The following is a 26,181-nucleotide window of genomic DNA, read 5'->3' on the forward strand; positions in this document are numbered from 1 at the left end:
CCGGCCGCTAATCCGTGGCGTGTCGGCGGCGCTGCGCCCACGCCGCCAGCGCAATTCCGGCGACGACCAGCACGGCGTACCCGCCGCCGACCGATGTCGCCCCGCCGGGCAGCCAGGTGAGGAATCCGCGGTTGTCGGAGTCCACCACCAGTCGAATGAGTCCCTGGCCGCCCGCGATCAGCAGAGCCATGCCGATGATCTGTGCCACTGCGAATCCGCGCACGATGTGAACCTCCCATTTTATGGTGCGATCGAACCATAACTGCTTGATGCGATCGCATCAAGCCGTGTGATACGAACGGTCCATGCCGCGCCAGGTCGACCACGAGCAGCGCCGCCGGCAGATCGCCGAGGCGGTGTGGCGGCTGGCCGCTGGTCAGGGACTCGAAGACGTCTCGCTGCGAAAGGTGGCCGACGAGGCCGGTGTCTCGATGCGGCTGGTGCAGTACTACTTCGGCACCCGCTCCGAGCTCCTGGTCGGGGCGCTGCGAATCCTGAACGACGACGCCGAACAGGTTGCGCAGCAACGGCTCCGGCGCGACGGCGCAGTCACCCCGGCCGAGCTCGTCCGCCAGGTCCTGATGGAACTGCTGCCGTTGGACGAGGAACGCCGACTGCGGCACACCGTCTACGCCGCCTACTTCGTTCGGCTGCTCCATGACGACGATCTGGCCGCGGCTGCGGGCGCGTCGCGGTCCGAGACCTCGCTGGCAGCACTACTTCAGCAGGTGATCGGGGACGCGACGGCGGACGCAGCAGCCGTCCGCGCCGAGGCGGAGACACTCGAGGCGCTCGCCTCCGGTCTGCAGGCACAGATGCTGCTCGGCGAGCTCGACGCGTCCAGGGCCGTGGAATTACTCGACCGTCAGGTCCGGCGGGCGTTCGACGTGATCACCCGCCCCCCGAGCTAATTGGCGTGCAGCGCCTCGTTGAGCGTGATGCCGGAGCCGTCGCGCTTGACCACCTCCACCGCGCCGGACACCGAATTGCGCCGGAACAGAAGGTTGTTCGCGCCGGACAACTCACGCGCCTTGACGGTTTGACCGTCAGCGGTGCGCACCTTGGTGCCGGCCGTGACGTAGAGGCCGGCCTCCACCACACAGTCGTCGCCGAGGGATATGCCCACCCCGGCGTTGGCGCCCAGCAGGCAGCGCTTGCCCAGCGAGATGACCTCTGTGCCGCCGCCCGACAGCGTGCCCATGATCGACGCGCCGCCGCCGACATCCGAACCGTCGCCGACCACCACACCCGCCGAGATCCGGCCCTCCACCATGGACGAACCCAGGGTGCCCGCGTTGTAATTGACGAAGCCCTCGTGCATGACCGTCGTCCCCTCGGCCAGATGCGCACCGAGGCGCACCCGGTCGGCGTCGGCCACGCGCACGCCGGTGGGCACCACGTAGTCGACCATGCGCGGGAACTTGTCGATGCCATACACCGTCACCGGACCGCGGCGGCGCAGCCGCGCCCGCACCATCTCGAATCCGTTGACGGCACACGGTCCGTGACTGGTCCACACCACGTTGGCCAGCACCCCGAAGATGCCGTCGAGGTTGGCGCCGCGCGGCTGGATCAGCCGGTGCGAGAGCAGGTGCAGCCGCAGGTAGGCGTCGTAACCGTCGGACGGCTTGTCGGCCAGATCGCGGATGACGGTGCGCACGGCCACCACGTCGACATCGCGGTCCTCATCGCGGCCGGTCAGTTCGCCGAGTTCGGCGACCTCGGCCGCGGACAGGCGCACGGTGCCGATCTCGTCGTCGCTGAGGAGGTCGACGTCGATTTCGGGCTCCGGGTACCACGTGTCCAACACGGTTCCGTCCGCAGCGATGGTCGCGAGGCCGATTCCAGCAGCAGAAGTCACGGTCCTAGAGATTACCGTTGACTCCCATGGGCCTGAACCTGCACGGTGACCCGGTCGAGCTGACCGCGGCGCTGGTCGACATCCCCAGCGAGTCGCGGCACGAGCAGCGCATCGCCGACGAGATCGAGACCGCGCTGCGCGAACAGACCGTCGGCTTCGAGGTCATCCGCAGCGGCGATGCCGTGCTGGCACGGACCCGGCGCGGGCTGCCGTCGCGGGTGCTGCTCGCCGGTCACATCGACACGGTGCCCGCCGCGGACAATGTGCCGAGCCGTCGGGTCGGTGACGAGTTGTACGGGTGCGGCACGTCGGACATGAAGTCCGGTGATGCGGTGTTCCTCCACCTGGCCGCCACCATCGCCGACCCCGCCCACGACATCACGCTGGTGATGTACGACTGCGAGGAGATCGAAGCGACCGCCAACGGCCTGGGCCGCATCGAGCGTGAACTGCCCGACTGGCTGCGGGCCGACGTGGCGATCCTCGGCGAGCCGTCGGGCGGATTCATCGAGGCCGGTTGCCAGGGCACGCTGCGCGTGGTGGTGCGGGCCAGTGGCACCCGCGCGCATTCCGCGCGATCGTGGCTGGGCGACAACGCCGTTCACAAACTCGGCGCCGTGCTCGACCGGTTGGCCGGATACCGCGCGCGGGCGGTCGACATCGACGGCTGCATGTACCGGGAGGGATTGTCGGCGGTGCGCATCGACGGCGGCATCGCGGGCAACGTGATCCCCGATGCGGCGAGTGTGACGGTGAATTTCCGGTTCGCTCCCGACCGTTCGGTCGAGCAGGCGCTGGCGCACGTGTACGAGGTGTTCGACGGGCTCGACGTCGCGGTGGAGCAGACCGACGCCGCCCCGGGCGCGCTGCCCGGGCTCACCCGTCCGTCCGCCGCGGCGCTGGTCGACGCGGCCGGCGGACAGGTCCGGGCGAAATACGGCTGGACCGACGTCGCCCGCTTCGCCGCCCTCGGCATACCGGCGGTGAACTACGGTCCGGGCGACCCGAATCTGGCGCACCGCGCCGACGAACGGGTGTCGGTGGACCAGATCACCAGAGCCACCGACATGCTGCGCGGATATTTATCCGCTTGACGGCGCTGCCTATCCTGGACGGCATGTGGGCAGACGAATTCTCCGGCTGATCGGAGCACGCTGACTCGTCCCTCCTCTGTGGAGTCCCACTCATGTCTGCATCCATCGTCTGTTCTGCCCTGTCGTTCTCCTGGCCGGATGACACGGTCGTATTCGACGACCTGTCGTTCACCCTCGGGCGCGGCCGCACCGGGTTGGTCGCCCCGAACGGCGCCGGGAAGTCGACGCTGCTCAAGCTGATCGCCGGGGAGCTCGCACCCACCGCCGGGTCGGTCGCCGTCGAGGGGGTCATCGGCTACCTGCCGCAGCGGCTGAGCATCGACACCGGTCGCACCGTCGCCGAGGTGTTGGGCATCGCCCCGGTGCTGGCGGCGCTCGATGCGCTCGCCGCCGGGGAGGTCGGTGAGGCGGTGTTCGGCGCGATCGGTGACGATTGGGACATCCAGGAGCGGGCCCGGGCCCAGCTCGACCGGCTGGGTCTCGGCCGACTTGCGTTCGACCGCACGCTCGGCACGCTCTCCGGCGGCGAGGTGATCTCGCTGGGGCTGGCCGCCCAGCTGATCGCATCCCCGGACGTGCTGCTGCTCGACGAGCCGACCAACAATCTGGACGCCGACGCGCGGTCCGCCCTGCACAGCACCCTCGACGACTTCACCGGCAGCTTGCTGCTGGTCAGCCACGACCGGGCGCTGCTCGACCGGATGGATCGGATCGCCGAACTGCACCGCGGCGAGATGACACAGTTCGGCGGCGGTTTCACCGCCTACCAGCACGCGGTGGCAGAGGCGCAACGCGCGGCCCAGAGCGACGTGCGCAGCGCCGAACTGGACCTCGACCGCCAGAAACGACAGATGCAGCAGGCCCGGGAACGCGCGGCTCGCAGATCGGGTACCGCGACGCGCAATGTCCGAGACGCCGGCTTACCCAAGATCGTCGCCGGGGCGATGCAACGCCGCGCCCAGGAGTCGGCGGCGAGGGCCGACGACGTGCACGCCAAACGCGTCGACGTGGCGCGGGCCCGCCTCGACGACGCCGAACGCGCGCTGCGCGACGACGACTCGATCACCATCGACCTCCCCGGAACACGGGTTCCTGCCGGCCGCGATCTGGTCACCGCGACCGGTCTGCACGTCGACCACGGCGGACCGGAGCTGTTCGCGGGCGACGGGATCGACCTTTCGGTCCGCGGACCCGAACGCATCGCCCTTCTCGGCGCCAACGGGGCAGGAAAGTCGACGCTGTTGCGGATCATCGCCGGTGAGCTGATCCCCCGCGAAGGGGCCCTCGCACGGGCCGACGGCCGGCTGGCCTACCTCTCGCAACGGCTCGACTTGCTCGACGACCGTAGGTCCGTGGTGGACAATCTGGCGGCCCATGCGCCCGGCATGAACACCACGCGGCAGCGACACCTGTTGTCGCAGTTCCTGTTCCGCGGAGACCGTATCCATCTTCCGGTGGCAGTGCTGTCCGGTGGTGAGCGGTTGCGTGCGACGCTGGCGTGCGTCCTGTTCGCCGAGCCGGCGCCGCAGCTGCTGCTGCTCGACGAACCGACCAACAACCTCGACCTGGCCAGCGTCGGACAGCTGGAATCGGCGTTGAACGCCTATCAGGGCGCGTTCATCGTCGTCAGCCACGACGAGCGGTTCCTCGACGCGATCGGGGTTCAGCGACGGCTGAGACTCGAAGACGGTGTGCTGCGGGAGAGCTAGGTGCTCTGAGTCGGCGGCGGTGGCGTGTTCTCCTCGCCCACGACGCCGCCGATGGCCGGCCCGACGAGCCCGGGAGCGGCATCTCCCTCGCCGGCATCCCCGGTCGCGCCTTCGGCGCCCTCCCCGGCCGCACCGGTCGCCGCCTCGACGATCTGCTGGACGCCCTGCATCACCTGCTGGGGTACCTGCTGCAGACCCTGCAGCGCGCCGCTGCCCTGCTGGCTCACCTGACCGAGCTGACCGACCATCTGACCCAGCGCTGCGCCCGCCTGGCCGGCCGCTCCACCACCGCCGGCAGCCGCCCCGCCGCCCGCGGCCGGAGCACCGCCCGACCCCTGCTGCGACATGGCGTCGGCGATCGCCCGGACCCGCTCCGCACCCTGGCGATCACCGTCGTCGTACATCTGCGCGGCCTTGTGCAGCAGCCCGGAGATCGTGGTCCCACTGGTCGCGGTGTTCTGCAGCGAACCGGTGCGCGAGCCCAGCACGTCACCGAGCGCGGACTGCACGGCCGCGGCGATCGGACCGTGGGTCGTCTGCACACCCGCGGCGGTGGGCGCACCGCTGACCAACTGCGACACCTGCGACGCGATGTCCGAGTGGGTCTGCGAGAACCGGCGCAGGCCATCGGTGTGCACGTTCAACGGTCCACTCATCGGCGGGTCACCTCCCTGGTCGTCGCCAAGAATCTTACGGCCGCCGGGCGGCCGGTCCGGACGCCGATTTGCCCGCGGGCCGCGTTCAGCCGCGCAGTGCCTCGGCCTGGCGCATCGCGTCCGCGGCGGCGCCCTGCATCCCGATCCCCGCCAGCGCCGCGGCGGCGGCGTCCAGTCCGTCGGCATCCGACGCCGCCAATGCCCGCGCGTGCTGCAGCGCCACGCGACCGAACGGGGAGTCACCGATGCCGAGCCCGCTGCTCACCCGCACCATCTGATCGGCGGCCCGGGCGTCGCCGAGGCGCGCCGCCTCGTGCAGTGCGCGCAGCGCCACCGCGAGCTGCCCACCGCGTTCGGCGCTGCGGGCCGCCTCACGCGCGGCGGCGACGGCGCCGTGGCGGTCGCGGCGCGCGACCATCGTCCACGCGCGGCCGATCCCCAGCTCCGGGGCGAACAGCATCGACTTCAGTCCATGCCGGGATTCGGCCCGGGACAGGGCTTTTCCGGCCTCGACGGTGGCACCCTGCTGTCCGAGCGCCTGCGCGAGCAGCATCCACGCCAGCGGACCCCAGGAGTACCCGGTCGGTGCGAGCGTGGCCGCGGCGTCGCGCAGCAGGCTGACCGCGGCATCGAGCTCCCCGCGGGCGATCAGGACGTCGGCGATCAACACCTCGCCGATCGCGCGGCCGGGCTGCTGCCATTCGGAGAACTCGGTGAGTCGGCGCGCCAGGTCGTGCGCCCGATCGAGCCGACCGGCGAACAGTTCAGCGGTGATCTGGCCGTACCCGCTGGTGAACCTGAGCAGTCCGGGAGCCTGTACGGCCAGCGCCTGATCGGCCAGGTTCTCCACTTCGGCCAGCCGGCCCATCCGCGCGCAGCTGAGCGCGCCCGCCGCGCTGGCCCACCCGACGGCGGTCGCATCGGCGTCCTCGCGGCTCAGCACCTTGGTCACCAGCTCCATCGCCGCCGCCGGCAGGCCCGAATTCATGGCGAAGGTGGACGACAGCGCGTCGATCGTCGACTGTGCCGTCGAGCTGCCGACCCGTCCCCGCACCGTGCGCAGGAACGCGGTCGCGCGTTCGGGTTCGGACAGCATCCAGAACTGGTTGGCCGCGCGCGGCAGCGCCCAGGCCAGCAGATCGGGTTCGGACAGGGTGTTCTCGTCCTGGCCGCCGTCGATGTCGGCCAGCACCGCGTCGGCCTCGCGGCCGCGGCCCTGCCAGGCCAGCGCGTAACCGAGCGCCAGCCGGGCGGCCAGGCCGCCCCCGAGTTCCAGCGCCACCCGGGCCAGCCGTTCGCTGAGCCCGAGGTCGCCGAGCCGCAGCGCCTCCTGCGCGGACGCGGTCAGATCCGCGGCGGGTAGCTCGTGATCGCTGTCGACCGCCAGCGCGGCCAGCCGCAACCGCTCCAGCACGCCGGTGGGCCGGTGCGACGCCAGCACGGCCACCAGCTCCGTGCGGATGCGGCGCAGTTCCGGTCCGCCGGTGCGGTCACTCACCGCATCGACGAACAGCGGGTGCGCGGCGTAGGCCAGCGTGCCGTCGACCGTGACCGCCTCCGCCGTCACCGCGGCGCCGAGTCCGTCGGGACCGGCGAGGGCGGTCAGGACGTCGAGGGTGAGCGGGTTCTCGACGGCGAGGCACTGCAGCGTCCGCCGGGCGTCGGCGTCCAGATCTGCGACGAACGCCGCGGCCTGCGCGGCCACCCGCGCGTCGTCGTGGCCGGGCGGCTCGAGGTCCACCCGGGCCAGCAGATCGTCCTCCCACAGTGCGGTCACCGGTTCGGGGATGGGCGCACCCGCTGCCACCGTGACGATCAACCGCGCGGATCCGCTCAGCGCCAGCTGGTGCAGCAGTGTCGCCGACAGGGGATCGAGCAGGTGGGCATCGTCGACCAGCAGCAGCCGGTCGTGCAGCGAGTCGCGCGCCGCGCGCAGGATCGACGCCGTCCGCCCCGTCGGCGGGATGTCGATCAGACCGCCGAGGGCGCCGAACGGGATCACCCGCGTCGACCCGGTCGCCGTCACCAGGGACGCCGCGCCGAGTCGCTCGTGGGCCAGCCGCAGCAGCGCGGTCTTACCCACCCCTGCCGGGCCGATCAGCGCGGCGCCGGACCGGCTCGCCAGCCCGGACTCGATCGCCTCCAGTGCCGGTTCGTGCGGCGCCACCACCCACTCAACAGGCACCGCCGGATTCTAGGTCCGGCCGTTCCGGCGCGAACGGTGATTACGCCAAACGCTCGTCTACCTTGACCGTGTGTCTCCCGAACCCCAGCATCCTTGGGCGGTCTGCGTCTACTGTGCGTCCGGCCCGAACCACCCCGACCTGACCGACCTCGCGAACCGGGTCGGCGCGGCCATCGCCGGGCGCGGTTGGACACTGGTCTCCGGCGGCGGAAACGTCTCGGCGATGGGCGCGGTGGCCCGAGGTGCTCGGGCGCGTGGCGGCCACACCGTCGGCGTGATCCCCAAGGCGCTGGTGCACCGCGAGGTCGCCGATGTCGACGCCGACGAGCTCGTCGTGACCGACACCATGCGGGAACGCAAACAGGTGATGGAAGATCGCGCCGACGCGTTCATCGCCCTGCCCGGGGGTATCGGCACCCTGGAGGAGTTCTTCGAAGCCTGGACTGCGGCGGTTTTGGGTATGCATGACAAACCTGTCGTGGTGCTCGACCCCATCGGCCACTACGACGGTTTGCTGGTCTGGCTGCGCCAGCTGGTCGACACCGGTTACGTCGCCCAGGGTGCGCTGGACCGGCTGGTCGTGGTCGACGACGTGGAGGAGGCCCTGCAGGCGTGCGCGCCGCGGCAGCGACCATGATCACTATGGTGTTTGCGACAAACGAACAGCGGAGGGAACAGAAGGCATGAGCGACGACAAGTCGGGCACCCGCAGCAGCGTCGGGTTGCTGGACCTCGCCAGTCAGGTGCCGGGGATCATCATGGATGCGCCGGTCATCCTGCGGGGGGTGTTCACCGGATTCCTGGCGCGCCCGTCGGCGAAGACGTCGATCGGCAAGGTGTTCCAGGAGCGCGCCGCGCGCAATGCCGACACGGTGTTCCTGAGGTTCGAGGACCGTGACGTCACCTATCGCGAGGCCAACGAGACGGTGAACCGCTACGCCGCGGTGCTCGCCGCCCGCGGGGTGGGCCACGGCGACGTCGTCGGCATCATGTTGCGCAACTCCCCGGAACCGATCCTGCTCATGCTCGCGGCCGTCAAGTGCGGCGCGATCTCCGGGATGCTCAACTACAACCAGACCGGCGATGTGCTCGCGCACAGTCTCGGTCTGCTCGATGCGACCGTCGTCGTCGCCCACGAGGATTTCGTCGACCCGATCAAGGAGAGCGGGGCCGACACCGAGGGCCTGCTGACGCTCGACGAATTCCAGCGTCTCGCCGAGACCGCACCGTCGGGCAACCCGGCCGCCACCTCGGCCGTGCTGGCCAAGGACAAGGCGTTCTACATCTTCACCTCCGGCACGACGGGGATGCCCAAGGCCAGCGTGATGACGCACTACCGCTGGCTACGCGCCCTCGCCGGGTTCGGCGGTATGGGCATGCGCCTGACCAGCGACGACACCCTCTACTGCTGTCTGCCGCTGTACCACAACAACGCGCTGACCGTCGCGTTGTCCTCGGTGCTGAACTCGGGTGCGACGCTGGCGGTCGGCAAGTCGTTCTCGGCGTCGAAATTCTGGGACGACGTGATCCGGTATGAGGCGACGGCGTTCGTCTACATCGGCGAGGTGTGCGCGTACCTGCTCAATCAGCCCGAGAAGGACACCGACCGCCAACACAAGGTGCGCGTCATCGCCGGCAACGGCCTGCGCCCGGCGATCTGGGATCAGTTCACCACCCGCTTCGGCATCGACCGGGTCTGCGAGTTCTACGCCGCCAGCGAGGGCAACACCGCGTTCGTCAACTTCTTCAACCTCGACAAGACCACCGGGATCTGCCCGACACCGGTGGCATTCGTCGAATACGACGATGAGTCCGGCGACCCCAAGCGCGACGACAAGGGCCGGGTGAAGAAGGTCCCCACCGGCGAACCCGGGCTGCTGCTGTCCAAGGTGAGCAACTTCCAGCCGTTCGACGGATACACCGACAAGAAGGAGACGGAGAAGAAACTCGTCCGTGACGCCTTCAAAGAGGGTGACGTCTGGTTCAACACCGGTGACCTGATGCGCGCTCAGGGCTTCGGACACGCCGCGTTCACCGACCGGCTCGGCGACACCTTCCGCTGGAAGGGGGAGAACGTCGCCACCACCGAGGTGGAGGCCGCCGTCTCCACCGACGAACAGGTCGAAGAGTGCACGGTGTTCGGCGTCGAGGTACCCGACACCGGCGGCAAGGCCGGCATGGTCGCCATCCAGCTCAAGGACGGTCAGGAGTTCGACGGCAAGAAACTCGCCGACGCGGTGTACAGCAAGCTGCCCGCCTACGCCGTGCCGCTGTTCGTGCGGGTGGTCGAGGAGCTGGCGCACACGTCGACGTTCAAGAGCCAGAAGGTCGACCTGCGCAAGGAGGGTTACGGCGGCAGCAGTGGTGAGGGTGACGACGACGACGTCACGGTCGACGACCCCATCTACGTGCTCTCCGGTAAGGACGAGGGCTATGTGCCGTTCTACGACGAGTACCTCGCCGAGGTGAAGGACGGCCAGAAGCCCAAATAGCCGACCTCATGCGTCCGTAGCCTGGAAGGGTGCAGTCGACCTTCTGCGGTCGCCCGGTCGCCGGGGACCGGGCGCTGATCATGGCGATCGTGAACCGGACGCCGGATTCGTTCTACGACCGCGGAGCCTCCTTCTCCGATGAGGCTGCCAAGGCGGCGGCGCACCGCATCGTCGACGACGGTGCCGACGTCATCGACGTCGGCGGCGTCAAAGCCGGGCCCGGGCAGGTCGTCGACGCCGACGAGGAGATCGCCCGCGTCGTCCCCTTCATCGAATGGTTGCGCGCCACCTTCCCCGACGCGGTGATCAGCGTGGACACCTGGCGTGCGGCGGTGGCCAAACAGGCGTGCGCGGCCGGCGCCGACCTGATCAACGACACCTGGGGCGGAGCGGATCCGGGCCTGCCCGAGGTGGCCGCCGAATTCAACGCCGGGCTGGTCTGTTCGCACACCGGCGGCGCGGTGCCCCGCACCCGGCCGTTCCGGGTCAACTACGGCATCACCGAACGCGGCGTGGTCGACGATGTCCTCGCCGAGGTCACCGCGGCGGCGGACCAGGCGGTGGCCGCGGGCGTCGCGCGGGACCGCATCCTCATCGATCCGACACACGATTTCGGCAAGAACACTTACCACGGTCTTACTTTGTTGCGGCACGTGGAAGACCTTGTAAAAACTGGATGGCCGGTCCTGATGGCCCTGAGCAACAAAGATTTCGTCGGGGAGACTCTGGGTGTGGGTCTGACCGAACGCCTCGAGGGCACGCTGGCCGCCACGGCGCTCGCCGCGGCGGCCGGTGCGGCCATGTTCCGGGTGCACGAGGTCGGACCCACTCGGCGCGTCCTGGAGATGGTCGCGTCGATCCAGGGCTCGCGTCCACCGACGCGCACGGTGAGGGGACTGGCATGACAGCTCTATCGGAACCGCTATCGGATCTCACCGCGGAACTCCGCGCCGAGGATGCGATCGCCCAGCACCCGTGGTTCGCCACCCACAGCTGGAACCGGCCGGCATGGACCGTCGCCGAGCTCGAGGCCGCGAAGGCGGGGCGCACCGTATCGGTGGTGCTGCCGGCGCTCAACGAGGAGGAGACCGTCGCCGGGGTGGTGGAGACCATCACCCCGCTGCTCGGCGGACTGGTCGACGAACTGATCGTGCTCGACTCCGGATCCACCGACGACACCGCGATCCGTGCGGTCGCCGCGGGCGCACGGGTGATCAGCCGGGAGGTGGCGCTTCCGGAGATCGCCCCACAGCCCGGTAAAGGTGAGGTGCTGTGGCGTTCGCTGGCCGCCACCACCGGCGATCTGATCGCGTTCGTCGACTCCGACCTACTCGACCCCGACCCCATGTTCGTGCCCAAACTCCTGGGACCGCTGCTGGTCACCCCGGGCGTCCACCTGGTCAAGGGGTTCTACCGCAGGCCGCTCAAGGTCAGCGGCCGTGAGGATGCCAACGGAGGCGGCCGGGTCACCGAACTGGTGGCCCGTCCACTGCTGGCGTCGCTGCGTCCCGAGCTGACCTGCCTGCTGCAACCGCTCGGTGGTGAGTACGCCGGCACCCGTGAGCTGTTGACGGCCGTCCCGTTCGCGCCCGGCTACGGCGTGGAGATTGGGCTGCTGGTCGACGCCTACGACCGGGTCGGCCTGGACGGCATCGCACAGGTGAATCTCGGGGTGCGCACCCACCGCAACCGGCCGCTCACCGAGTTGGCGTCGATGAGCCGCCAGGTCATCGCCACCCTGATGTCACGGTGCGGCATTCCGGACTCCGGAGTGGGGCTGACCCAGTTCTTCGCCGACGGCGACGGATTCTCGCCGCGGGCCTCGGGCGTCTCGCTGGAGGATCGGCCGCCGATGGCCACCCTGCGCTCGCTGTCGTAGCCGTCGGGCAGTATCGATGGCGTGACGCTGATACTGCTCTACCTGGTGGTGCTGGTACTGGTCGCGACGGTGCTGTTCGGGGTGGGCAGTGTGCTGTTCGGCCGCGGCGAGTCGCTCCCGCCGCTGCCCCGCGCCACCACGGCCACGGTGCTGCCCGCTTCCGGCGTCACCGGGGCCGACGTCGACGCCCTGAAATTCACCCAGACCCTGCGCGGGTACAAGACCAGCGAGGTGGACTGGGCACTGGACCGCCTGGGCCAGGAGATCGACGCGCTGCGCGGCGAACTCGCTGCGGTGCGCGCGGCCCAGACGATGGCCGACGAGCCGTCACCGTGACCACGGCCCGATCCGCCCAGGTGGCCGAGGACGGCCGGGTCCGGTGCGGCTGGCTCGACGGGTCCCGGCTGGCCGCGGGGGATTACCTGATGTACCGCGACTACCACGACTACGAGTGGGGTCAGCCGGTGCGAGATTCGGCGCACCTGTTCGAACGGATCAGCCTGGAGGCCTTTCAGAGCGGTCTGTCGTGGCTGATCATCCTGCGCAAACGGGAGAATTTCCGGGCGGCCTTCGACGGCTTCGACGCCGAACGCGTCGCCCGCTACACCGACCGCGACGTCGAACGGTTGCTGTCCGACACCGGGATCGTGCGCAACCGCGCCAAGATCGAAGCCACCATCGCCAACGCCCGGGCGGTCGCGGCGCTCGACGACGACGGGGTCGATCTCGCCGAGCTGCTGTGGTCGTACGCGCCGCCGCCCCGGCCGCGGCCGGCCGAGCTGTCCCAGGTCCCCGCCTCGACCCCGGAGTCGACCGCGATGTCCAAGGAGCTCAAACGCCGGGGCTTCCGCTTCGTGGGTCCGACGACGGCCTATGCGCTGATGCAGGCCACCGGAATGGTCGACGACCACGTCGCCGCCTGCTGGGTTGCGCCGGTGCGTTGAACCCGCCGATGCGACCCGGGACACGTCGCTGGACAGGGTCTTGGCAGACGTATGCCCACGGATAGGGAAGAATAGAGGAGTTGACTGCCGAGACACGTCAAGAGATGGCGGGTCCGGCGGCGGGTCTGCTCATGTGGAGGGAGCTCTCGATGGCGGCGATGAAGCCCCGGACCGGTGACGGTCCTCTGGAAGCAACCAAGGAGGGGCGGGGCATCGTGATGCGGGTACCACTGGAAGGTGGCGGGCGGCTCGTCGTCGAATTGACTCCCGACGAGGCTGCGGCACTGGGCGACGAACTGAAGAACGTCACCAGCTGAGCGCCGGCCGCCGACGCGCAGACCCTAGGCCGTGACCGCGTTGTAGATCTCGACGGTCTGCTGGGCGATCTGTGCCCAGGAGAACTCCGCGATGCACCGCTCGCGACCCGCGGCGCCGTAGCGGTGTGCCTGTTGCGGGTCGGCGACCAGGGAGTTGACCGCGTCAGCGAGGCGGGTCTCGAAGAAGACCGGGTCGTTGGGGTCGTAGTGCACCAGCAATCCGGTGTGCCGGTCCGCGACCACCTCCGGGATGCCGCCGACGTCCGACGCCACCACCGCCGTCCCGCAGGCCATCGCCTCGAGATTCACGATGCCCAGCGGTTCGTACACCGAGGGACATACGAACACCGTTGCCGCGGAGAGGATCTGGCGGATCTTGCCGACCGGCAACATCTCGCGGACCCAGAACACACCGGTGCGGGCGCGGGCCAGTTCCTGTACCGCCGTCGTCACCTCCGCGGCGATCTCCGGGGTATCCGGTGCGCCCGCGCACAACACCAGCTGCACCTCGGGGGCGAAGCGGTGTGCCGCCGCGACCAGATGCGCCACCCCCTTCTGCCGGGTGATGCGGCCGACGAATGCGACGATCGGACGCGCCGGATCGACGCCGAGCTCAGCGAGCACCGACTCATCGGGGGGCGGCTCGACCGGGTACCAGACGTCGGTGTCGATGCCGTTGCGGACCACGTGCACCCGGCCCGGATCCAGGGTGGGGTAGGTCTTGAGGACGTCGTCGCGCATCCCCGAGCTGACGGCGATCACCGCGTCGGCATGTTCGACCGCCGTCTTCTCCACCCACGAGGACACCCGGTAACCGCCGCCGAGCTGTTCGGCCTTCCAGGGCCGCATCGGCTCCAGCGAGTGGGCGGTGAGCACGTGCGGAATGCCGTACAGCAGCGCCGACAGGTGACCCGCCATCCCGGCATACCAGGTGTGGCTGTGCACCACGGTGGCGTTTCCGGCCGCGTTGACCATGTTCAGGTCGGTCGACAGGGTGGCCAGCGCCGCGTTGGCGCCTTTGAGTGCTGGGTCCGGCTGGGCGACGAACGCCCCGTCGCGCGGCGCTCCCATACAGTGCACGTCCACCTCGACGAGATGGCGCAGCTGCGCGACCAGCTCGGTGACGTGCACACCGGCCCCGCCGTACACCTCGGGTGGATACTCCCGCGTCATCATCGCCACCCGCATGGGTACGACCGTAGTGCGCGTGACCGACGGGCGACAGTCCTGTTCGCGAACGCGTGCGACGCGAAACCCGATGCCCGACAACGGGTGAAATTTTGCGGTGGACCGGCCGCGAGCGGGTATTGGTGTGATCAATGGCTAGCCGCAGCCATTTCCGGCGAATAGGGTTGGAGTCATGAGGGAATTGCCACACGTGCTGGGCATCGTTCTGGCCGGCGGGGAGGGCAAGCGCCTGTATCCGCTCACGGCCGATCGGGCCAAGCCAGCGGTTCCCTTCGGCGGGGCCTATCGACTCATCGACTTCGTCCTGTCGAATCTCGTCAACGCCCGCTATCTGCGCATCTGTGTGCTGACCCAGTACAAATCGCATTCGCTGGACCGGCACATCTCGCAGAACTGGCGGTTGTCCGGCCTGGCCGGTGAATACATCACGCCGGTGCCGGCACAGCAACGGCTCGGTCCACGCTGGTACACCGGTTCGGCCGACGCGATCTACCAGTCGATGAACCTGATCTACGACGAGGACCCCGATTACATCGTGGTGTTCGGCGCCGACCACGTGTACCGCATGGATCCCGAGCAGATGCTTCAGTTCCACATCGAGAGCGGTGCCGGCGCGACGGTTGCCGGCATCCGGGTGCCGCGTGCCGAGGCCACCGCATTCGGCTGCATCGACTCCGACGAGTCCGGCCGGATCAAGAGCTTCATCGAGAAGCCACCGGATCCGCCGGGCACCCCGGATGACCCGGAGCAGACCTTCGTCTCGATGGGCAACTACATCTTCACCACCAAGGTGCTCATCGACGCCATCCGCGCCGACGCCGACGATGACGACTCCGACCATGACATGGGCGGCGACATCATCCCGCGACTGGTCAACGACGGCATGGCCGCTGTCTACGACTTCAGCGACAACGAGGTGCCCGGTGCCACCGAACGCGACCACGGGTACTGGCGCGATGTCGGCACCCTCGACGCGTTCTACGACGCGCACATGGATCTCGTGTCGGTGCACCCGATCTTCAACCTGTACAACAAGCGTTGGCCGATCCGCGGCGAATCCGAGAACCTGGCGCCGGCCAAATTCGTCAACGGCGGCTCGGCGCAGGAGTCGGTGGTCGGCGCGGGCAGCATCATCTCCGCGTCGTCGGTGCGCAATTCGGTGCTGTCGTCCAACGTGGTGGTCGACGACGGCGCCATCGTCGAGGGCAGCGTCATCATGCCCGGCACGCGGATCGGCCGCGGCGCCGTCGTGCGCCACGCCATTCTCGACAAGAACGTGGTGGTCGGACCCGGCGAGATGGTGGGCGTCGACCTCGAGAAGGACCGGGAACGCTTCAGCGTCAGCGCCGGCGGAGTGGTCGCCGTCGGCAAGGGCATCTGGATCTAGCCGGTCACCACAACCCGGGGTTCCTCGTCGACGATCCGGGCCACCAGCATCGGGACCCCGGCCACCGCCGACGCCAGGGACTTCACTGCGAGTCTCATGCCGCGTCCCGTCGCCGGTAGAGCCAGGCCGCCAGAAGGGTGAGTGCGCTCGCGGTCACCACCATGACCGCGAGCGCGCCGACCGAATAGCTGCTCGGCGCGGCGGTCCGGCCCACCGGTGAGATGTCGAGTAGCCACTGCGGAAGCCGAAGCAGCGCACCGAGATACAGCGACACGACCACAAAGGCGACCGCCGACCAGGCCAGCCACGGACGGCGCAGCGCGACGGCGAGCGCGGCGACACCGGCCAGCACGGCCAGGGCGGGCACATAGGCCAGCCCGGCCAGCGTCAACCGCGCGATGGTCGCGGGCTCGCCGAGTGTCAGACCTGCACCCAGGCCGTTACCCAGACCGGCGCCGGCCATCAACAGCACCGCGCCCAGCAGCGCCGCGGCCACCCCGCTGAGCAGCCACCGCCACCGCGACACCGCCCCGGCGAGTACCGGCTCGACCCGGCCGGCCTCCTCGTCGGCGTAGCCGCGCAGCACCGCAGCCACGACATAGGCCGTGCAGGCGGCGGCCAGGAACCGGGACATCGTCGTGTAGACGCCGTCGGGGCCCTGCGCCTGCAGCAGTCGTGCGATCAGTTCGTTGGTTCGAGCCGCGTCATGCAGCGACTGGGTCATGGAGCCGAAGGCCAGGCCGGCCAGGAACAACCCGACGCCCCATCCGGCCGTCAGGCCGCGCTGCAACGTCAGGTGCAGGCCGAGTACCCCGCGGATCGGCGGTGCGCCGGGCCGGTCACCGGTCGCGGGAATGGTTCCGCTGTCGTACTGCCGGCGGCGCTCGAGCACCGCGGCCAGCGCGATCAGCGCGACGGTCGCCGCCACGATCATGGTCAACGGCCACCACCGCAGCGCGACGAAGGAGCGCATCTGTTGCGCCCAGGCGATGGGCGAGAACCAGCTCAGCGCACTGCCGGAGTTGTCGATCACATCGCCGACCCCGCGGACCAGCGCGGCGACCGCGAGCGTGCCCATGGCGGTACCGGTCGCGGCACGCGCCTGGCGCCACAGCTGGACGCTGACCGCGGCGACCGCGCCGAACAGCATCGCCACCGCGGTGACGCCGAGGCACATCGCCGCAGTGTCGATGACGCTGAAACCGGAGGCGGCCATCGCGACGGTCATGGTGACCGTCAGCGTGGCGTTGACCCCGGCGACGAGCACCAGTGCGGCCGTCGTGCGGGCGTACCGACCCACCACCGAGGACAGGATGAGTTCGGCCGCGCCGCTCTCCTCGTCGGCGCGGGTGTGCCGCACGACGGTCAGGATCGACAGGATCGACGCCGCCACGATCAGGGTCAGCATCAGCTCGTTGGCCATCATGGTGCCCAGATCGGTCTCGTTGCCGCCGAACATCGGACCGCCCAGGATCATGCCGGCCGGGGTCTTGAGCAGCTGGACCCGCGCGAGCCGGTCCGCCTCGTCCGGGTAGGCCAGCTTGATCGCGGTGGGGGTGTAGACCATCAGCAGGGTCAGCGTGGCGATCCACACGCTCAGGCGGACCCGGTCACGCCGCACGGCGAGCCGCAGCAGAGCGGGCACCCCGGTATAGGGCGACCCGGTATCGGACGACGCGGCCACCGCAGCGGTGCTCATCCGAGTGCTCCGGAGTATTCGCGCAGGAACATGTCCTCCAGTGAGGCCGGGGTGACCGTGAGCTCCTCGATACCCAGACCGCTCAGCCGCGTCATCGCCGAGTCGAGGTCGTCGCGGCCCACCGAGAACCGGTAGAGCCCGTCGGAACAGGTGAGGTCGTGAACGAACGGTTCGCTGCGCAACGCCTGTGCATCGGCGCGCGTGCGCACCGTGACGGTCGTGCGCATCAGATGGCGCAGTTCCGCGAGGGTGCCCGAGCGCACGGTGCGGCCCGCTCGGATGATCGTGACGGTGTCGCAGAGTTTCTCGACCTCGGCGAGGATGTGGCTGGACAGCAGCACCGCAGCACCGTCGCCGGCGACTTCGGCCACGCAGCGCTGGAAAGCCTTCTCCATCAACGGATCCAGTCCGGAGGTGGGTTCATCGAGGATGTAGAGCTCGGCGCCGGTGCTGAATGCGGCGACGAGGGCGACCTTCTGGCGATTGCCCTTCGAGTAGGTCCTGGCCTTCTTGTCGGGATCGAGTTCGAAGCGTTCGAGAAGGTCGTCCCGACGCCGGGTGTCGACGGCGCCGTCGCCGCGCAGCCGGGCCAGGAAGTCGATGGACTGGCGTCCGGTGAGATTCGGCCACAGCGTGACATCACCTGGCACGTAGGCGATTCGACGGTGCAGGGCGACCGCGTCGCGCCACGGGTCCCCGCCGAGCAGCCGGACCGTACCGGTGTCGGCGCGCAGCAGGCCGAGCAGTACTCGGATGGCCGTGGACTTCCCGGCACCGTTGGGTCCGAGGAACCCGGTGATGTGGCCCGGGGACACCGTCAGGTCGAGACCGTCGAGTGCCCTGGTTCGCCCGAATGTCTTGACCAGGCCCTTGATCTCGACGGCCGGGGTCTCCGGACGGTCATGTCGGCTCATCGTCGTCTCCTCCGGGACTGAACGGGATGTCCTTCTCCCGCTGGGTGCGGAAGGCGTCGTACATGGTGGGTTCGGCCAGCAGACCGTTGGTGAAGATCTCCAGCGCAGGCAGCACCATGTCCTCGGCGTAGTCGTGCAGGACCTGGCGCAGGTTGGTGGGGTTGTCGTGCAACTGCAGATACAGCAGGAACGCCCCGCTGCCGTTGAGGGCCAGATAACGCGCCCGCGCCTTGGCGTCGCGGCTGGGCTTGACCGTGCCGGCCCGCACACCGTCGTCGAGATACTGCTCGGTGTTGTCGATCATGCGGCGCCACAGCGTCTTGGCCAGGTCGCTGCCGGACTGCATGCTGCGCACGAGATAGGCCATCATCGGCGCGTAGGACTCGATCTCGGCCAGCTGCGCGAACCAGGTGGCCGGATCGTTGCTCTGGATGGTCGCCGACTTGCCGCTGCGTATCTCTTCGGCGATGTGGTCGTCACAGACCGCGCGCAGGTTCTCTTTCGACCCGAAGTGGTGGATCACCAGCGCGGCGCTGACCCCGGCGGCCTTGGCGATGGTGCGCACGCCGACGTCGAACCCGTGCTCGCCGAATTGCGCGATCGCGGCGTCGCGAATGCGGGCGGCAGTGGTGCGATCGTCGGCGGCTGAACGCATGTTCAATACGCTAAACGCGCGTTCAGCCCCGCGTCAAGGGGGTGCCGCGAAACAGCATTCCGGGTTGCCAAGCGGGCGGCTTGACGACCCGGAATGCTGTTTCGCGGCAGAGAGGATCAGTCGCGCGCGGCGGCGAGCAGGCCGTCGCCCAGCGGGACGAGGACCGGGGTGAGGCGCTCGTCCTCGGCGATCAGCCGGGCGGCCTCCCGTACAGCGGCGACCTCGGCGTCGTGGGCGCCGGCGTCGCCGGCCCGTCCGCCGAGCGCGGCCCGGTGCACGACGATCGCGCCGCCGGGGCGCAGCAGGCGCACGCCCTCGACGACGAACTGCGGTTGGTCGACCGGGTCGGCGTCGATGAACACCAGGTCGTAGGAGTCGTCGGCGAGGCGGGTCAACACCTCCTGGGCGCGGCCGCTGATCAACCGGGTGCGGCCCGGTCCGATGGCGGCTTCGGTGAACGCCTGTTTGGCGATGCGCTGATGCTCCGGTTCGACATCGATGGTGGTGAGCACACCGTCCTCGCGCATCCCGGACAGCAGCCACAGTCCGCTGACGCCCGCGCCGGTGCCGACCTCGACGACAGCCTTGGCGCCGGTCAGTCGCGCGAACACGCTGAGCAGTGCGCCGACCGCGGGGGTGACCGCGCCGGCACCGATGTCGACGGCCCGTTCCCGGGCGGCGGCCACGATGCCGTCCTCGGAGATCGATTGCTCCGCATGTGCGACGATCGCCTCGGCGCGGCTGGGTCGCGGTTCGCCCGCCGGATCGTCGGTGCTGGCCATGCCCGCACTGTATTGCCCACCGGCAAGCCGCGCGTCCACGACACGCCCGCGCGGCAACGTGTGATGTACGTCCAATCCGCCGGGTTTCCGCAGGTGAACGAGTGGGTAAGCGGCATTCTCAGGGAACGTTCATACCTCTCATACCGCACCCACACCCCGATCAGGAACGGTGGCTCGCATGGAACACATCGCATGGCGTCGCGGCAGGAATAACGACGCCGGTGATCGTGTTGCCGCAATCGACGATCCATCGGCGGGTGCCGAGGGACTCGATGCCAGTGTCGACATGGAGGATCCGACGACCACCAACACCGCGGCGGCCAACGCCGCCGCTCCTGTGTCCATGGCCCACCTCGAGCAGTACAGCGATTCCGATTGGGTGGAGCCGTCCGACGAGCTCACCGGGACGGCGGTGTTCGACGCCACCGGCGACAAGACGACCATGCCCTCGTGGGATGAACTCGTCCGCCAGCACGCCGATCGGGTCTATCGGCTGGCCTACCGGCTGTCGGGCAATCAGCACGACGCCGAGGACCTGACCCAGGAGACCTTCATCCGGGTGTTCCGCTCGGTGCAGAACTACCAGCCCGGCACGTTCGAGGGGTGGCTGCACCGCATCACCACCAACCTGTTCCTCGACATGGTCCGGCGCCGCGGCCGGATCCGGATGGAGGCGCTGCCCGAGGACTACGACCGGGTGCCTGCCGACGATCCGAATCCGGAGCAGATCTACCACGATTCGCGCCTGGGACCGGATCTGCAGGCGGCGCTGGACTCGCTGCCGCCGGAGTTCCGTGCCGCCGTGGTCCTGTGCGACATCGAAGGCCTGTCCTATGAGGAGATCGGCGCCACACTCGGCGTCAAGCTCGGTACGGTACGCAGCCGCATCCACCGGGGCCGGCAGGCCCTGCGCGAGTACCTCGCCCACCATCCGCCCGACGCCGCGGCAACAGCCTGACCATCACGGGTGTCCGGGCGGCCCTGCCGCGCTACATTCAAGTGGGTATTCACGTGGGTGACGTATCGAGAACGACGGGACCGAGGGGAGCGCGGGTGATGGTCGATCCTGGGCACGTGTTCCGGCGGGCCTTCTCCTGGCTGCCCGCCCAGTTCGCGTCCCAGAGCGACGCCCCGGTCGGCGCCCCCCGCCAGTTCGGCTCCACCGAGCACCTGTCCACCGAGGCCATGGCGGCCTTCGTCGACGGGGAGTTGCGGATGAATGCGCATCTGCGCGCGGCGCATCACCTGTCGCTGTGCCCCCAGTGTGCGGCCGAGGTGGACGCCCAGAGCAAGGCGCGCGCCGCGTTGCGCGATTCGCGACCGATTGCCGTCCCCACGTCGCTGCTCGACATGTTGTCGCAGATCCCGCAGCATATGCAGCATCCCGCCACCGACGGAGCGGACCAGCCCACGTTTGCTGATGACGCTACGCGCGACCGACGCAAACGCCGGTAGGCTGGTCTGCGAAGTCGAGATCGGCGTGCCCCGGCCGGTCCTGTCGGGTCGCCGGGTGCTCACTACGGAGAGAGCGATACACGGGTGACCAACCAGGACCAGTCCGGCACCAGCCACCGCATGGCCCCCCGACCCGTCGACCGGCCCCCGGTGGATCCGTCGGCGCAGCGTGCATTCGGCCGGCCCGGCGGGGTCACCGGTTCGTTCACCGGGGTGGAGCAGGACCGCGGTCGCGCGGAATTCCGGCCGACCGCCAAGGCGCCCGATCCCGTCCTGGCCGAGGCCTTCGGCCGCCCACCCGGGCGCAGCGATTCGCTGCAGCGCCACCCCGCCGATGCCGGTGCGCTCGACGGCGGACCCGCGGCCGGCGCCCCCGCACCCGATCCGTGGCGTGACCCCGGCGCCCCGGCGTCGCTGGGAACCCCGGCGCGGCCACCGGCGCCACCGGCCACCCCACCCGCCCCGATCGGCAAGCTCGGCGTCCGCCAGGTGCTGTTCGGCGGGCGGGTCTCCTACATCGCGCTGGCGGTGCTGGTGCTCACCGCGTTGGTGATCGGTGGACTCGGTGGCTGGATCGGCAACAAGACCGCCGACAAGGTGTCGGCCTTCACGACCTCGAAGGTGACGCTGGAGACCGGCGAGGCCGGTGACCCGCCGGAGAACCGGATCACCAAGGTCGCCGACGCGGTGGCGAACTCCGTGGTGACCGTCGAGGCCAAGAACGGTCCGGAGGGCTCGCAGGGGTCCGGCGTCGTCATCGACGAGCGCGGCTACATCGTCACCAACAACCACGTGATCTCCGAGGCGGCCAACAACCCGGCGCAGTGGAAGATCTCCATCGTCTTCAACGACGGCAAGGAGTACCCGGCCAACCTGGTCGGCCGGGACCCCAAGACCGACCTGGCAGTGCTCAAGGTCGACAACGTGCCCGATCTCACCGTGGCCAAGATGGGCGACTCCGATTCGCTGCGCGTCGGTGAAGAGGTCATCGCCGCTGGCGCACCCCTGGGCCTGCGCAGCACCGTCACCTCGGGCATCATCAGCGCCCTGCACCGGCCGGTTCCGCTCTCGGGCGAGGGGTCCGACACCGACACCGTGATCGACGGTGTGCAGACCGACGCCTCGATCAACCACGGCAACTCCGGTGGACCGCTGATCGACATGGACGCCAACGTCATCGGCATCAACACCGCCGGCAAGTCGCTGTCCGACAGCGCCAGCGGCCTGGGCTTCGCCATCCCGGTCAACGAGGTCAAGACCGTGGTCGACGCCTTGATCAAGGACGGCCGGATCTCGCATCCCACCCTGGGTCTCACCGCCAAGTCGGTCAGCAACGACATCGCCTCCGGCGCTCAGGTGGCCAACGTGGTGGCCGGTAGCCCGGCTGAACGAGCCGGGATCCTGGAGAACGACGTCATCGTCAAGGTCGGTGACCGCGAGGTCGCCGACGCCGACGAGTTCGTGGTCGCCGTCCGCCAACTCAAGATCGGAGAGCCGGCACCGGTCGAGGTGATGCGCTCCGGGCGTCCGGTGACGCTGACCGTCACACCCGCCGCCGACAACGCCGCCGACTGATGTTCTCCAACATCGGCTGGGGCGAGATGCTGATCCTCGTGATCGCCGGGCTGGTGATCCTCGGGCCGGAGCGGCTGCCCGGCGCGATCCGCTGGACCTCCAGCACGCTGCGCCAGGCCCGCGACTACATCAGCGGTGCCACCAGTCAGCTGCGCGAGGACCTCGGCCCCGAATTCGACGATCTGCGGGAGCCGATCAGCGAACTGCAGAAGCTGCGCGGGATGACCCCGCGCGCCGCCCTGACCAAACATCTGCTCGACGGTGACGATTCGTTTCTCACCGGCAGATTCGACAAAACACCGGAGAAGCCGGTGACCCAGCCGGGTCCGCCCGCGGTACCACCGCCGACCGCTCCGCCCGCCGCGTCGACACCGCCCACGCCCGGCGTGACGCCGTTCGACACCGACGCCACCTAGGACTTCGGCGCCGGATTCATCGAACCGACGTAGCGGAACATTGCTGGCAACTACGACGGGCATCCGCTTTGCCCGAGAAGGTTCGCCAGACCTCGGGTCGTGTAAAGTGAATGGTCGCTCAATAAGTTAGCCAGACCGAGGGCCCCTTGGTAACGGTTAAGCACTCTAGTGGATTCGCTCATTGTTAATCGATCGCTATTCTTATGAAAGGCGCACTGGCTGATGAAGTTTAGGAAGGCGGTCTGCTCCTCGTTCGAGATCGGAACCCAGAATGCCGCGTACGTCTTGGCGATCTGAGCCGCCACCGATAGTGGTGGGCTCACTAAACCGACGACTGCCGAACTCGAATCTATAAGGCCGCTCAGTTCACGGCCGGCGTCACCTTGAGCGCGCCCTGAAATCATGTCGCGGATGCCCAATAAAAAGCTGCCTAAAGTTATGCCTCGCTTCACGCCGGGGTTAAGCGTATTGGATCGGAACACCTCGGCCACATCGCTTGAGAAGCCAGCCAATGACCAACCAGCGTTTAGATTCCCATAGAAGGCGTTAACGCCACTCGCGTCCGAGTCAAAGGTTTCAACAGTCGATGAACTCCCGCCTGTCTGCTGTTCAATTATGTTGGGATCGTCATCTGTAGTGGCGCCAGTGTAGTACGTGAACGTGACCGTGGACCCAGGCGTCATATTCCCGGCTTTAAACACAATTCCTATGGCATCGTCAGCTGTCGTGGTGTAACCGTTGGACTGGTTGAGATTATCGAATTCGTAGGGATTAGCATTCGTAAACCCCCCCGTGTAAGCGATTGCCCGAGGGTCTCTGGAGTAGAGGAAGATAACTGCGCGGCTTCCGGTCAGAGTATCGTATGCGTCACCCTCCAGGCTAGCGGCCGACACCATTGAGAAGCCGTCAGTTTCGAATTGTCCTAGCACCGTATTTACAGTTGTGTTGTCGCCACCTACTGAACGCGTGCCATCAGGGTCGAACGACCGCATGAATTCGACGTTCGCAAGGTCAACGCCTGAAACGTTCGTCAGGGTGACAGTCGTTGCCCAGTAACTGTCGTTGGTATTGAACGTGTGCGTTTGGGTGACCCTCAGCGACTCATCGACGGTCGAGCTGAATGAAGCTGATAGGACGTTGCCGCTCGAGTTGTCCGTCAGCGCTGTGTTCGTCAGGGAAGTCGCATTGCCCGCCGTCCCAGCTAATGCACTGAAGCCGGCGAATCTAGTGTTGTCGATGCCGATTGACCACCGCTCCTCGGGAGCATCCGGTACGAAAAAGTCAAGGGCGGCGTCCGACCCGTGTCCATAGCCGTCGACGTCATAGGATAGGCCGATGCTGTTCTCGTGCCCGCCCGGCGGATTGCCTCCGGTGAAGCCCTCGGGCTTGCCGCCTGCAGTTCCGAACGAGCCCACCGTGCTGATGCCCAGTTCGATGTAATTGCCGCCAAGGAATAACTCGCCTGCGCTCAATACATGTCGCGGCGCTGACGCGGTGCTCTCGGAAACCGTAGACAGAGTGTATGCCGTGGAAGTCGGCGCCGCCGATTCTGCGTGTCGTGAGAGCCTCGTGCTGAGTGTCAACTCAGTAGAGCGCCGTTCAATTGCACCATCGGGCTCGTGCTCATCCACTCCCTCAACCCGTGCTTTACGTGGTTCGATGCCCCTGTTCTCAACATCGCGACCGGAGTTGCGCAGCGACGAAAGTGGGCGCTGTATCGCAGAACGCCTGTCCGATAGTGCTCGCTTGTCAGGCTCAGACGTCGACGAGTGGGACCGAGTGGACTCAACGCCAGCGCGCGTGGTGGTCGAAGCTCCAGATATGGAAGATGGCTCAGTGCCCGCGCCGGTAGAGCCGTCTTGAGCATGGGCGATTCCTGATCCGACGGCTATTGCCGCTGCGCCGAGTCCGAGAGAAACCGCGCCCGCTCCAAGCCAGGCATAGGGTTGAGTATGCAGTCCGCGGCTAGCGCGATGCCGTCCTCGGTCACTCTTCTCGGTGCCTGCGTGGCGCTTACGCTTCAAAGCTACCCCCTGATGATTGTCTGTGAGGACGGATGGTAGCCGGTTTTCCCCTTCTTCAGCGTTCGATTACCACTGGCCAAGACGCCGTTGCTTGAAATCGCAATAGGATCGCTCATCCGTCTCACCCGCTTGCTGACGTATGCTCAGCAAGTTCGACAAGACGCCCGAGAAGCCGGTGACCCAGCCGGGTCCGCCCGCGGTACCACCGCCGACCGCTCCGCCCGCCGCGTCGACACCGCCCACGCCCGGCGTGACGCCGTTCGACACCGACGCCACCTAGGACTTCGGCGCCGGATTCATCGAACCGACGTAGTAGGTCTCCCGGCCGGTCGGATATCCGCCACCGAGCGTTGAGATGTGCACGTGGTCGAAGTGGTTGAGGGTCTCCGAGCCGTAGTCCGCCGTCCAGCTCGGCGCGCCGACACCCGGGTAGTAGCCCTGCCGCCAGATCACGTCCCGGATGCCCCACCGTTGGGCGTTCGCCAGTGCCAGGCCGGCAATCTGGTTACCGAGTTCGATGCCGGCCTCGCTGCCGTGATCGGGGATCATCACGTCGATCGCCAGGCCGTTGGGATGCCAGGGGAGGGCGTCCTGCCGGTACCCGCCGATCGTGGTGATCTCGGGGAACATTGCGCTGATCGCCCGGGCCGCCCAAATGGTGCGCACCTGCAATCCGCTCTCCGGAGCGACGCCCTTGGGAAGCGCGAACGGCAGCGCCGCGGCCGGCAGATCCGGCGCGTTGGCCGCGAGCAGCTCGGCTGGCGGACTGGCGATCGAGGGCGCCGCGGCGGGTGCGGAGTCACCGATCGACGGCGCCGCGGCGGGTTTCTCCGCGGCGGGGGCGTGGGCCTGGAAGTAGAACGAGCCCACGCAGATCAGGACGGACGCCGCCACGGCCAGCACCCTGCCACGGCCGCCGGCGAACAGTCCCTTGCCCACGTCGAGCAGA

Annotated in this window: 27 protein-coding genes; 16 read left to right on the forward strand and 11 right to left on the reverse strand. The window is 68.5% G+C overall.

Annotated elements, in window-relative coordinates:
- Positions 1–7: 7 nt before the first annotated feature.
- Positions 8–223: a hypothetical protein gene (locus tag ACN27E_RS24715; RefSeq protein ID WP_422745539.1), complete on the reverse strand. Its 216-nt coding sequence runs from the start codon at positions 221–223 to the stop codon at positions 8–10.
- Between the two features lie 82 nt (positions 224–305).
- On the opposite strand from ACN27E_RS24715, the gene ACN27E_RS24720 reads away from it, so the two are divergent.
- Positions 306–911: a TetR/AcrR family transcriptional regulator gene (locus tag ACN27E_RS24720; RefSeq protein WP_422745541.1), complete on the forward strand. Its 606-nt coding sequence runs from the start codon at positions 306–308 to the stop codon at positions 909–911.
- On the opposite strand, the gene dapD is transcribed toward ACN27E_RS24720, so the two are convergent.
- On the reverse strand, positions 908–1,873 hold the full coding sequence (gene dapD, locus ACN27E_RS24725; protein WP_422750098.1) for a 2,3,4,5-tetrahydropyridine-2,6-dicarboxylate N-succinyltransferase: 966 nt from the start codon (positions 1,871–1,873) through the stop codon (positions 908–910). The two genes, ACN27E_RS24720 and dapD, sit on opposite strands and share 4 nt — an antisense overlap.
- Before the next feature lie 14 nt (positions 1,874–1,887).
- Between dapD and dapE the strand changes: the two genes are divergently transcribed.
- A complete protein-coding gene (dapE, locus tag ACN27E_RS24730) occupies positions 1,888–2,955 on the forward strand; it encodes a succinyl-diaminopimelate desuccinylase (protein WP_422745542.1) in 1,068 nt (355 codons plus the stop codon).
- 92 nt (positions 2,956–3,047) lie between these two features.
- Positions 3,048–4,664, forward strand: a complete 1,617-nt coding sequence (locus ACN27E_RS24735; RefSeq protein ID WP_422745544.1) for an ABC-F family ATP-binding cassette domain-containing protein — start codon at positions 3,048–3,050, stop codon at positions 4,662–4,664.
- On the opposite strand, the gene ACN27E_RS24740 is transcribed toward ACN27E_RS24735, so the two are convergent.
- Both ACN27E_RS24740 and ACN27E_RS24745 read right to left on the reverse strand, forming a co-directional pair.
- Positions 4,661–5,320 (reverse strand): ESX-1 secretion-associated protein, encoded by a 660-nt coding sequence (locus ACN27E_RS24740; protein WP_422745546.1) that lies wholly within the window; start codon positions 5,318–5,320, stop codon positions 4,661–4,663. The two genes, ACN27E_RS24735 and ACN27E_RS24740, sit on opposite strands and share 4 nt — an antisense overlap.
- Before the next feature lie 85 nt (positions 5,321–5,405).
- Entirely contained in the window at positions 5,406–7,505 is a 2,100-nt protein-coding gene (locus ACN27E_RS24745) for an AAA family ATPase (protein ID WP_422745548.1), read from the reverse strand.
- A gap of 70 nt (positions 7,506–7,575) precedes the next feature.
- Between ACN27E_RS24745 and ACN27E_RS24750 the strand changes: the two genes are divergently transcribed.
- The 7 genes from ACN27E_RS24750 (at position 7,576) to ACN27E_RS24780 (ending at position 13,137) form a co-directional block, all read left to right on the forward strand.
- Positions 7,576–8,142, forward strand: a complete 567-nt coding sequence (locus ACN27E_RS24750) for a TIGR00730 family Rossman fold protein (RefSeq protein ID WP_422745550.1) — start codon at positions 7,576–7,578, stop codon at positions 8,140–8,142.
- Positions 8,143–8,188: 46 nt separating this feature from the next.
- Positions 8,189–9,997 carry a long-chain-acyl-CoA synthetase FadD6 gene (fadD6, locus tag ACN27E_RS24755; RefSeq protein WP_422745552.1) on the forward strand — a complete coding sequence of 603 codons (1,809 nt, stop codon included), beginning with the start codon at positions 8,189–8,191 and terminating at the stop codon, positions 9,995–9,997.
- Positions 9,998–10,077: 80 nt separating this feature from the next.
- Positions 10,078–10,902, forward strand: coding sequence for a dihydropteroate synthase (gene folP / locus ACN27E_RS24760; RefSeq protein WP_422750100.1), 825 nt, complete (start codon positions 10,078–10,080; stop codon positions 10,900–10,902).
- Positions 10,899–11,876, forward strand: a complete 978-nt coding sequence (locus ACN27E_RS24765; RefSeq protein ID WP_422745554.1) for a glucosyl-3-phosphoglycerate synthase — start codon at positions 10,899–10,901, stop codon at positions 11,874–11,876. The genes folP and ACN27E_RS24765 overlap by 4 nt, the downstream gene beginning before the upstream one ends.
- 21 nt (positions 11,877–11,897) lie before the next feature.
- On the forward strand, positions 11,898–12,212 hold the full coding sequence (locus tag ACN27E_RS24770) for a DivIVA domain-containing protein (protein WP_422745556.1): 315 nt from the start codon (positions 11,898–11,900) through the stop codon (positions 12,210–12,212).
- Positions 12,209–12,820: a DNA-3-methyladenine glycosylase I gene (locus tag ACN27E_RS24775; protein ID WP_422745558.1), complete on the forward strand. Its 612-nt coding sequence runs from the start codon at positions 12,209–12,211 to the stop codon at positions 12,818–12,820. The genes ACN27E_RS24770 and ACN27E_RS24775 overlap by 4 nt, the downstream gene beginning before the upstream one ends.
- Positions 12,821–12,969: 149 nt before the next feature.
- Positions 12,970–13,137 carry a DUF3117 domain-containing protein gene (locus ACN27E_RS24780; RefSeq protein WP_005059648.1) on the forward strand — a complete coding sequence of 56 codons (168 nt, stop codon included), beginning with the start codon at positions 12,970–12,972 and terminating at the stop codon, positions 13,135–13,137.
- A gap of 24 nt (positions 13,138–13,161) precedes the next feature.
- Here ACN27E_RS24780 and glgA read toward each other — a convergent pair whose 3' ends face one another.
- Entirely contained in the window at positions 13,162–14,325 is a 1,164-nt protein-coding gene (glgA, locus tag ACN27E_RS24785; protein WP_422745560.1) for a glycogen synthase, read from the reverse strand.
- Positions 14,326–14,497: 172 nt separating this feature from the next.
- Here glgA and glgC point away from each other — a divergent pair, with 172 nt between their 5' ends.
- Positions 14,498–15,712, forward strand: coding sequence for a glucose-1-phosphate adenylyltransferase (glgC, locus tag ACN27E_RS24790; protein WP_422745562.1), 1,215 nt, complete (start codon positions 14,498–14,500; stop codon positions 15,710–15,712).
- 94 nt (positions 15,713–15,806) lie between these two features.
- On the opposite strand, the gene ACN27E_RS24795 is transcribed toward glgC, so the two are convergent.
- The 4 genes from ACN27E_RS24795 to ACN27E_RS24810 form a co-directional block, all read right to left on the reverse strand.
- On the reverse strand, positions 15,807–17,411 hold the full coding sequence (locus ACN27E_RS24795) for an ABC transporter permease (RefSeq protein WP_422745564.1): 1,605 nt from the start codon (positions 17,409–17,411) through the stop codon (positions 15,807–15,809).
- The gene (locus tag ACN27E_RS24800) at positions 17,408–18,325 is read right to left on the reverse strand and encodes an ATP-binding cassette domain-containing protein (RefSeq protein WP_422745566.1); all 918 of its coding nucleotides are present in this window, start codon (positions 18,323–18,325) and stop codon (positions 17,408–17,410) included. The genes ACN27E_RS24795 and ACN27E_RS24800 overlap by 4 nt, the downstream gene beginning before the upstream one ends.
- Entirely contained in the window at positions 18,312–18,980 is a 669-nt protein-coding gene (locus ACN27E_RS24805; RefSeq protein ID WP_422745568.1) for a TetR family transcriptional regulator, read from the reverse strand. Before ACN27E_RS24805 ends, ACN27E_RS24800 begins: the two co-directional genes overlap by 14 nt.
- A gap of 116 nt (positions 18,981–19,096) precedes the next feature.
- The gene (locus ACN27E_RS24810; RefSeq protein WP_422745570.1) at positions 19,097–19,762 is read right to left on the reverse strand and encodes an O-methyltransferase; all 666 of its coding nucleotides are present in this window, start codon (positions 19,760–19,762) and stop codon (positions 19,097–19,099) included.
- Positions 19,763–19,940: 178 nt separating this feature from the next.
- On the opposite strand from ACN27E_RS24810, the gene sigE reads away from it, so the two are divergent.
- The 4 genes from sigE (at position 19,941) to tatB (ending at position 23,208) form a co-directional block, all read left to right on the forward strand.
- Positions 19,941–20,720: an RNA polymerase sigma factor SigE gene (gene sigE / locus ACN27E_RS24815; RefSeq protein ID WP_422745572.1), complete on the forward strand. Its 780-nt coding sequence runs from the start codon at positions 19,941–19,943 to the stop codon at positions 20,718–20,720.
- A gap of 98 nt (positions 20,721–20,818) precedes the next feature.
- Positions 20,819–21,217, forward strand: coding sequence for an anti-sigma E factor RseA (rseA, locus tag ACN27E_RS24820; protein WP_422750102.1), 399 nt, complete (start codon positions 20,819–20,821; stop codon positions 21,215–21,217).
- Positions 21,218–21,301: 84 nt separating this feature from the next.
- Positions 21,302–22,792: a S1C family serine protease gene (locus ACN27E_RS24825; protein WP_422745574.1), complete on the forward strand. Its 1,491-nt coding sequence runs from the start codon at positions 21,302–21,304 to the stop codon at positions 22,790–22,792.
- On the forward strand, positions 22,792–23,208 hold the full coding sequence (tatB, locus tag ACN27E_RS24830; RefSeq protein ID WP_422745576.1) for a Sec-independent protein translocase protein TatB: 417 nt from the start codon (positions 22,792–22,794) through the stop codon (positions 23,206–23,208). The genes ACN27E_RS24825 and tatB overlap by 1 nt, the downstream gene beginning before the upstream one ends.
- 50 nt (positions 23,209–23,258) lie before the next feature.
- On the opposite strand, the gene ACN27E_RS24835 is transcribed toward tatB, so the two are convergent.
- Positions 23,259–24,839: a hypothetical protein gene (locus ACN27E_RS24835; RefSeq protein ID WP_422745578.1), complete on the reverse strand. Its 1,581-nt coding sequence runs from the start codon at positions 24,837–24,839 to the stop codon at positions 23,259–23,261.
- Between the two features lie 532 nt (positions 24,840–25,371).
- Here ACN27E_RS24835 and ACN27E_RS24840 point away from each other — a divergent pair.
- Positions 25,372–25,512, forward strand: a complete 141-nt coding sequence (locus tag ACN27E_RS24840; protein ID WP_422745580.1) for a hypothetical protein — start codon at positions 25,372–25,374, stop codon at positions 25,510–25,512.
- On the opposite strand, the gene ACN27E_RS24845 is transcribed toward ACN27E_RS24840, so the two are convergent.
- On the reverse strand, positions 25,509–26,180 hold the full coding sequence (locus ACN27E_RS24845) for a glycoside hydrolase (RefSeq protein ID WP_422750103.1): 672 nt from the start codon (positions 26,178–26,180) through the stop codon (positions 25,509–25,511). The genes ACN27E_RS24840 and ACN27E_RS24845 overlap by 4 nt on opposite strands.
- Between the last annotated feature and the right edge of the window lies 1 nt (position 26,181).

It is taken from the genome of Mycobacterium sp. WMMD1722 (assembly GCF_049315205.1).
Lineage (GTDB): Bacteria > Actinomycetota > Actinomycetes > Mycobacteriales > Mycobacteriaceae > Mycobacterium.

Excerpts from the sequence above, each read along its gene's own strand:
- rseA (WP_422750102.1), top strand. The coding sequence starts at position 20,819 with ATGGTCGATCCTGGGCACGTGTTCCGGCGGGCCTTCTCCTGGCTGCCC.
- glgA (WP_422745560.1), bottom strand. The coding sequence starts at position 14,325 with ATGCGGGTGGCGATGATGACGCGGGAGTATCCACCCGAGGTGTACGGC.
- glgC (WP_422745562.1), top strand. The coding sequence starts at position 14,498 with ATGAGGGAATTGCCACACGTGCTGGGCATCGTTCTGGCCGGCGGGGAG.
- ACN27E_RS24780 (WP_005059648.1), top strand. The coding sequence starts at position 12,970 with ATGGCGGCGATGAAGCCCCGGACCGGTGACGGTCCTCTGGAAGCAACC.
- sigE (WP_422745572.1), top strand. The coding sequence starts at position 19,941 with ATGGAACACATCGCATGGCGTCGCGGCAGGAATAACGACGCCGGTGAT.
- ACN27E_RS24765 (WP_422745554.1), top strand. The coding sequence starts at position 10,899 with ATGACAGCTCTATCGGAACCGCTATCGGATCTCACCGCGGAACTCCGC.
- ACN27E_RS24720 (WP_422745541.1), top strand. The coding sequence starts at position 306 with ATGCCGCGCCAGGTCGACCACGAGCAGCGCCGCCGGCAGATCGCCGAG.
- folP (WP_422750100.1), top strand. The coding sequence starts at position 10,078 with ATGGCGATCGTGAACCGGACGCCGGATTCGTTCTACGACCGCGGAGCC.
- tatB (WP_422745576.1), top strand. The coding sequence starts at position 22,792 with ATGTTCTCCAACATCGGCTGGGGCGAGATGCTGATCCTCGTGATCGCC.
- fadD6 (WP_422745552.1), top strand. The coding sequence starts at position 8,189 with ATGAGCGACGACAAGTCGGGCACCCGCAGCAGCGTCGGGTTGCTGGAC.
- ACN27E_RS24810 (WP_422745570.1), bottom strand. The coding sequence starts at position 19,762 with ATGGCCAGCACCGACGATCCGGCGGGCGAACCGCGACCCAGCCGCGCC.
- ACN27E_RS24735 (WP_422745544.1), top strand. The coding sequence starts at position 3,048 with ATGTCTGCATCCATCGTCTGTTCTGCCCTGTCGTTCTCCTGGCCGGAT.
- ACN27E_RS24740 (WP_422745546.1), bottom strand. The coding sequence starts at position 5,320 with ATGAGTGGACCGTTGAACGTGCACACCGATGGCCTGCGCCGGTTCTCG.
- ACN27E_RS24795 (WP_422745564.1), bottom strand. The coding sequence starts at position 17,411 with ATGAGCACCGCTGCGGTGGCCGCGTCGTCCGATACCGGGTCGCCCTAT.
- ACN27E_RS24805 (WP_422745568.1), bottom strand. The coding sequence starts at position 18,980 with ATGCGTTCAGCCGCCGACGATCGCACCACTGCCGCCCGCATTCGCGAC.
- dapE (WP_422745542.1), top strand. The coding sequence starts at position 1,888 with ATGGGCCTGAACCTGCACGGTGACCCGGTCGAGCTGACCGCGGCGCTG.
- ACN27E_RS24840 (WP_422745580.1), top strand. The coding sequence starts at position 25,372 with ATGCTCAGCAAGTTCGACAAGACGCCCGAGAAGCCGGTGACCCAGCCG.
- ACN27E_RS24800 (WP_422745566.1), bottom strand. The coding sequence starts at position 18,325 with ATGAGCCGACATGACCGTCCGGAGACCCCGGCCGTCGAGATCAAGGGC.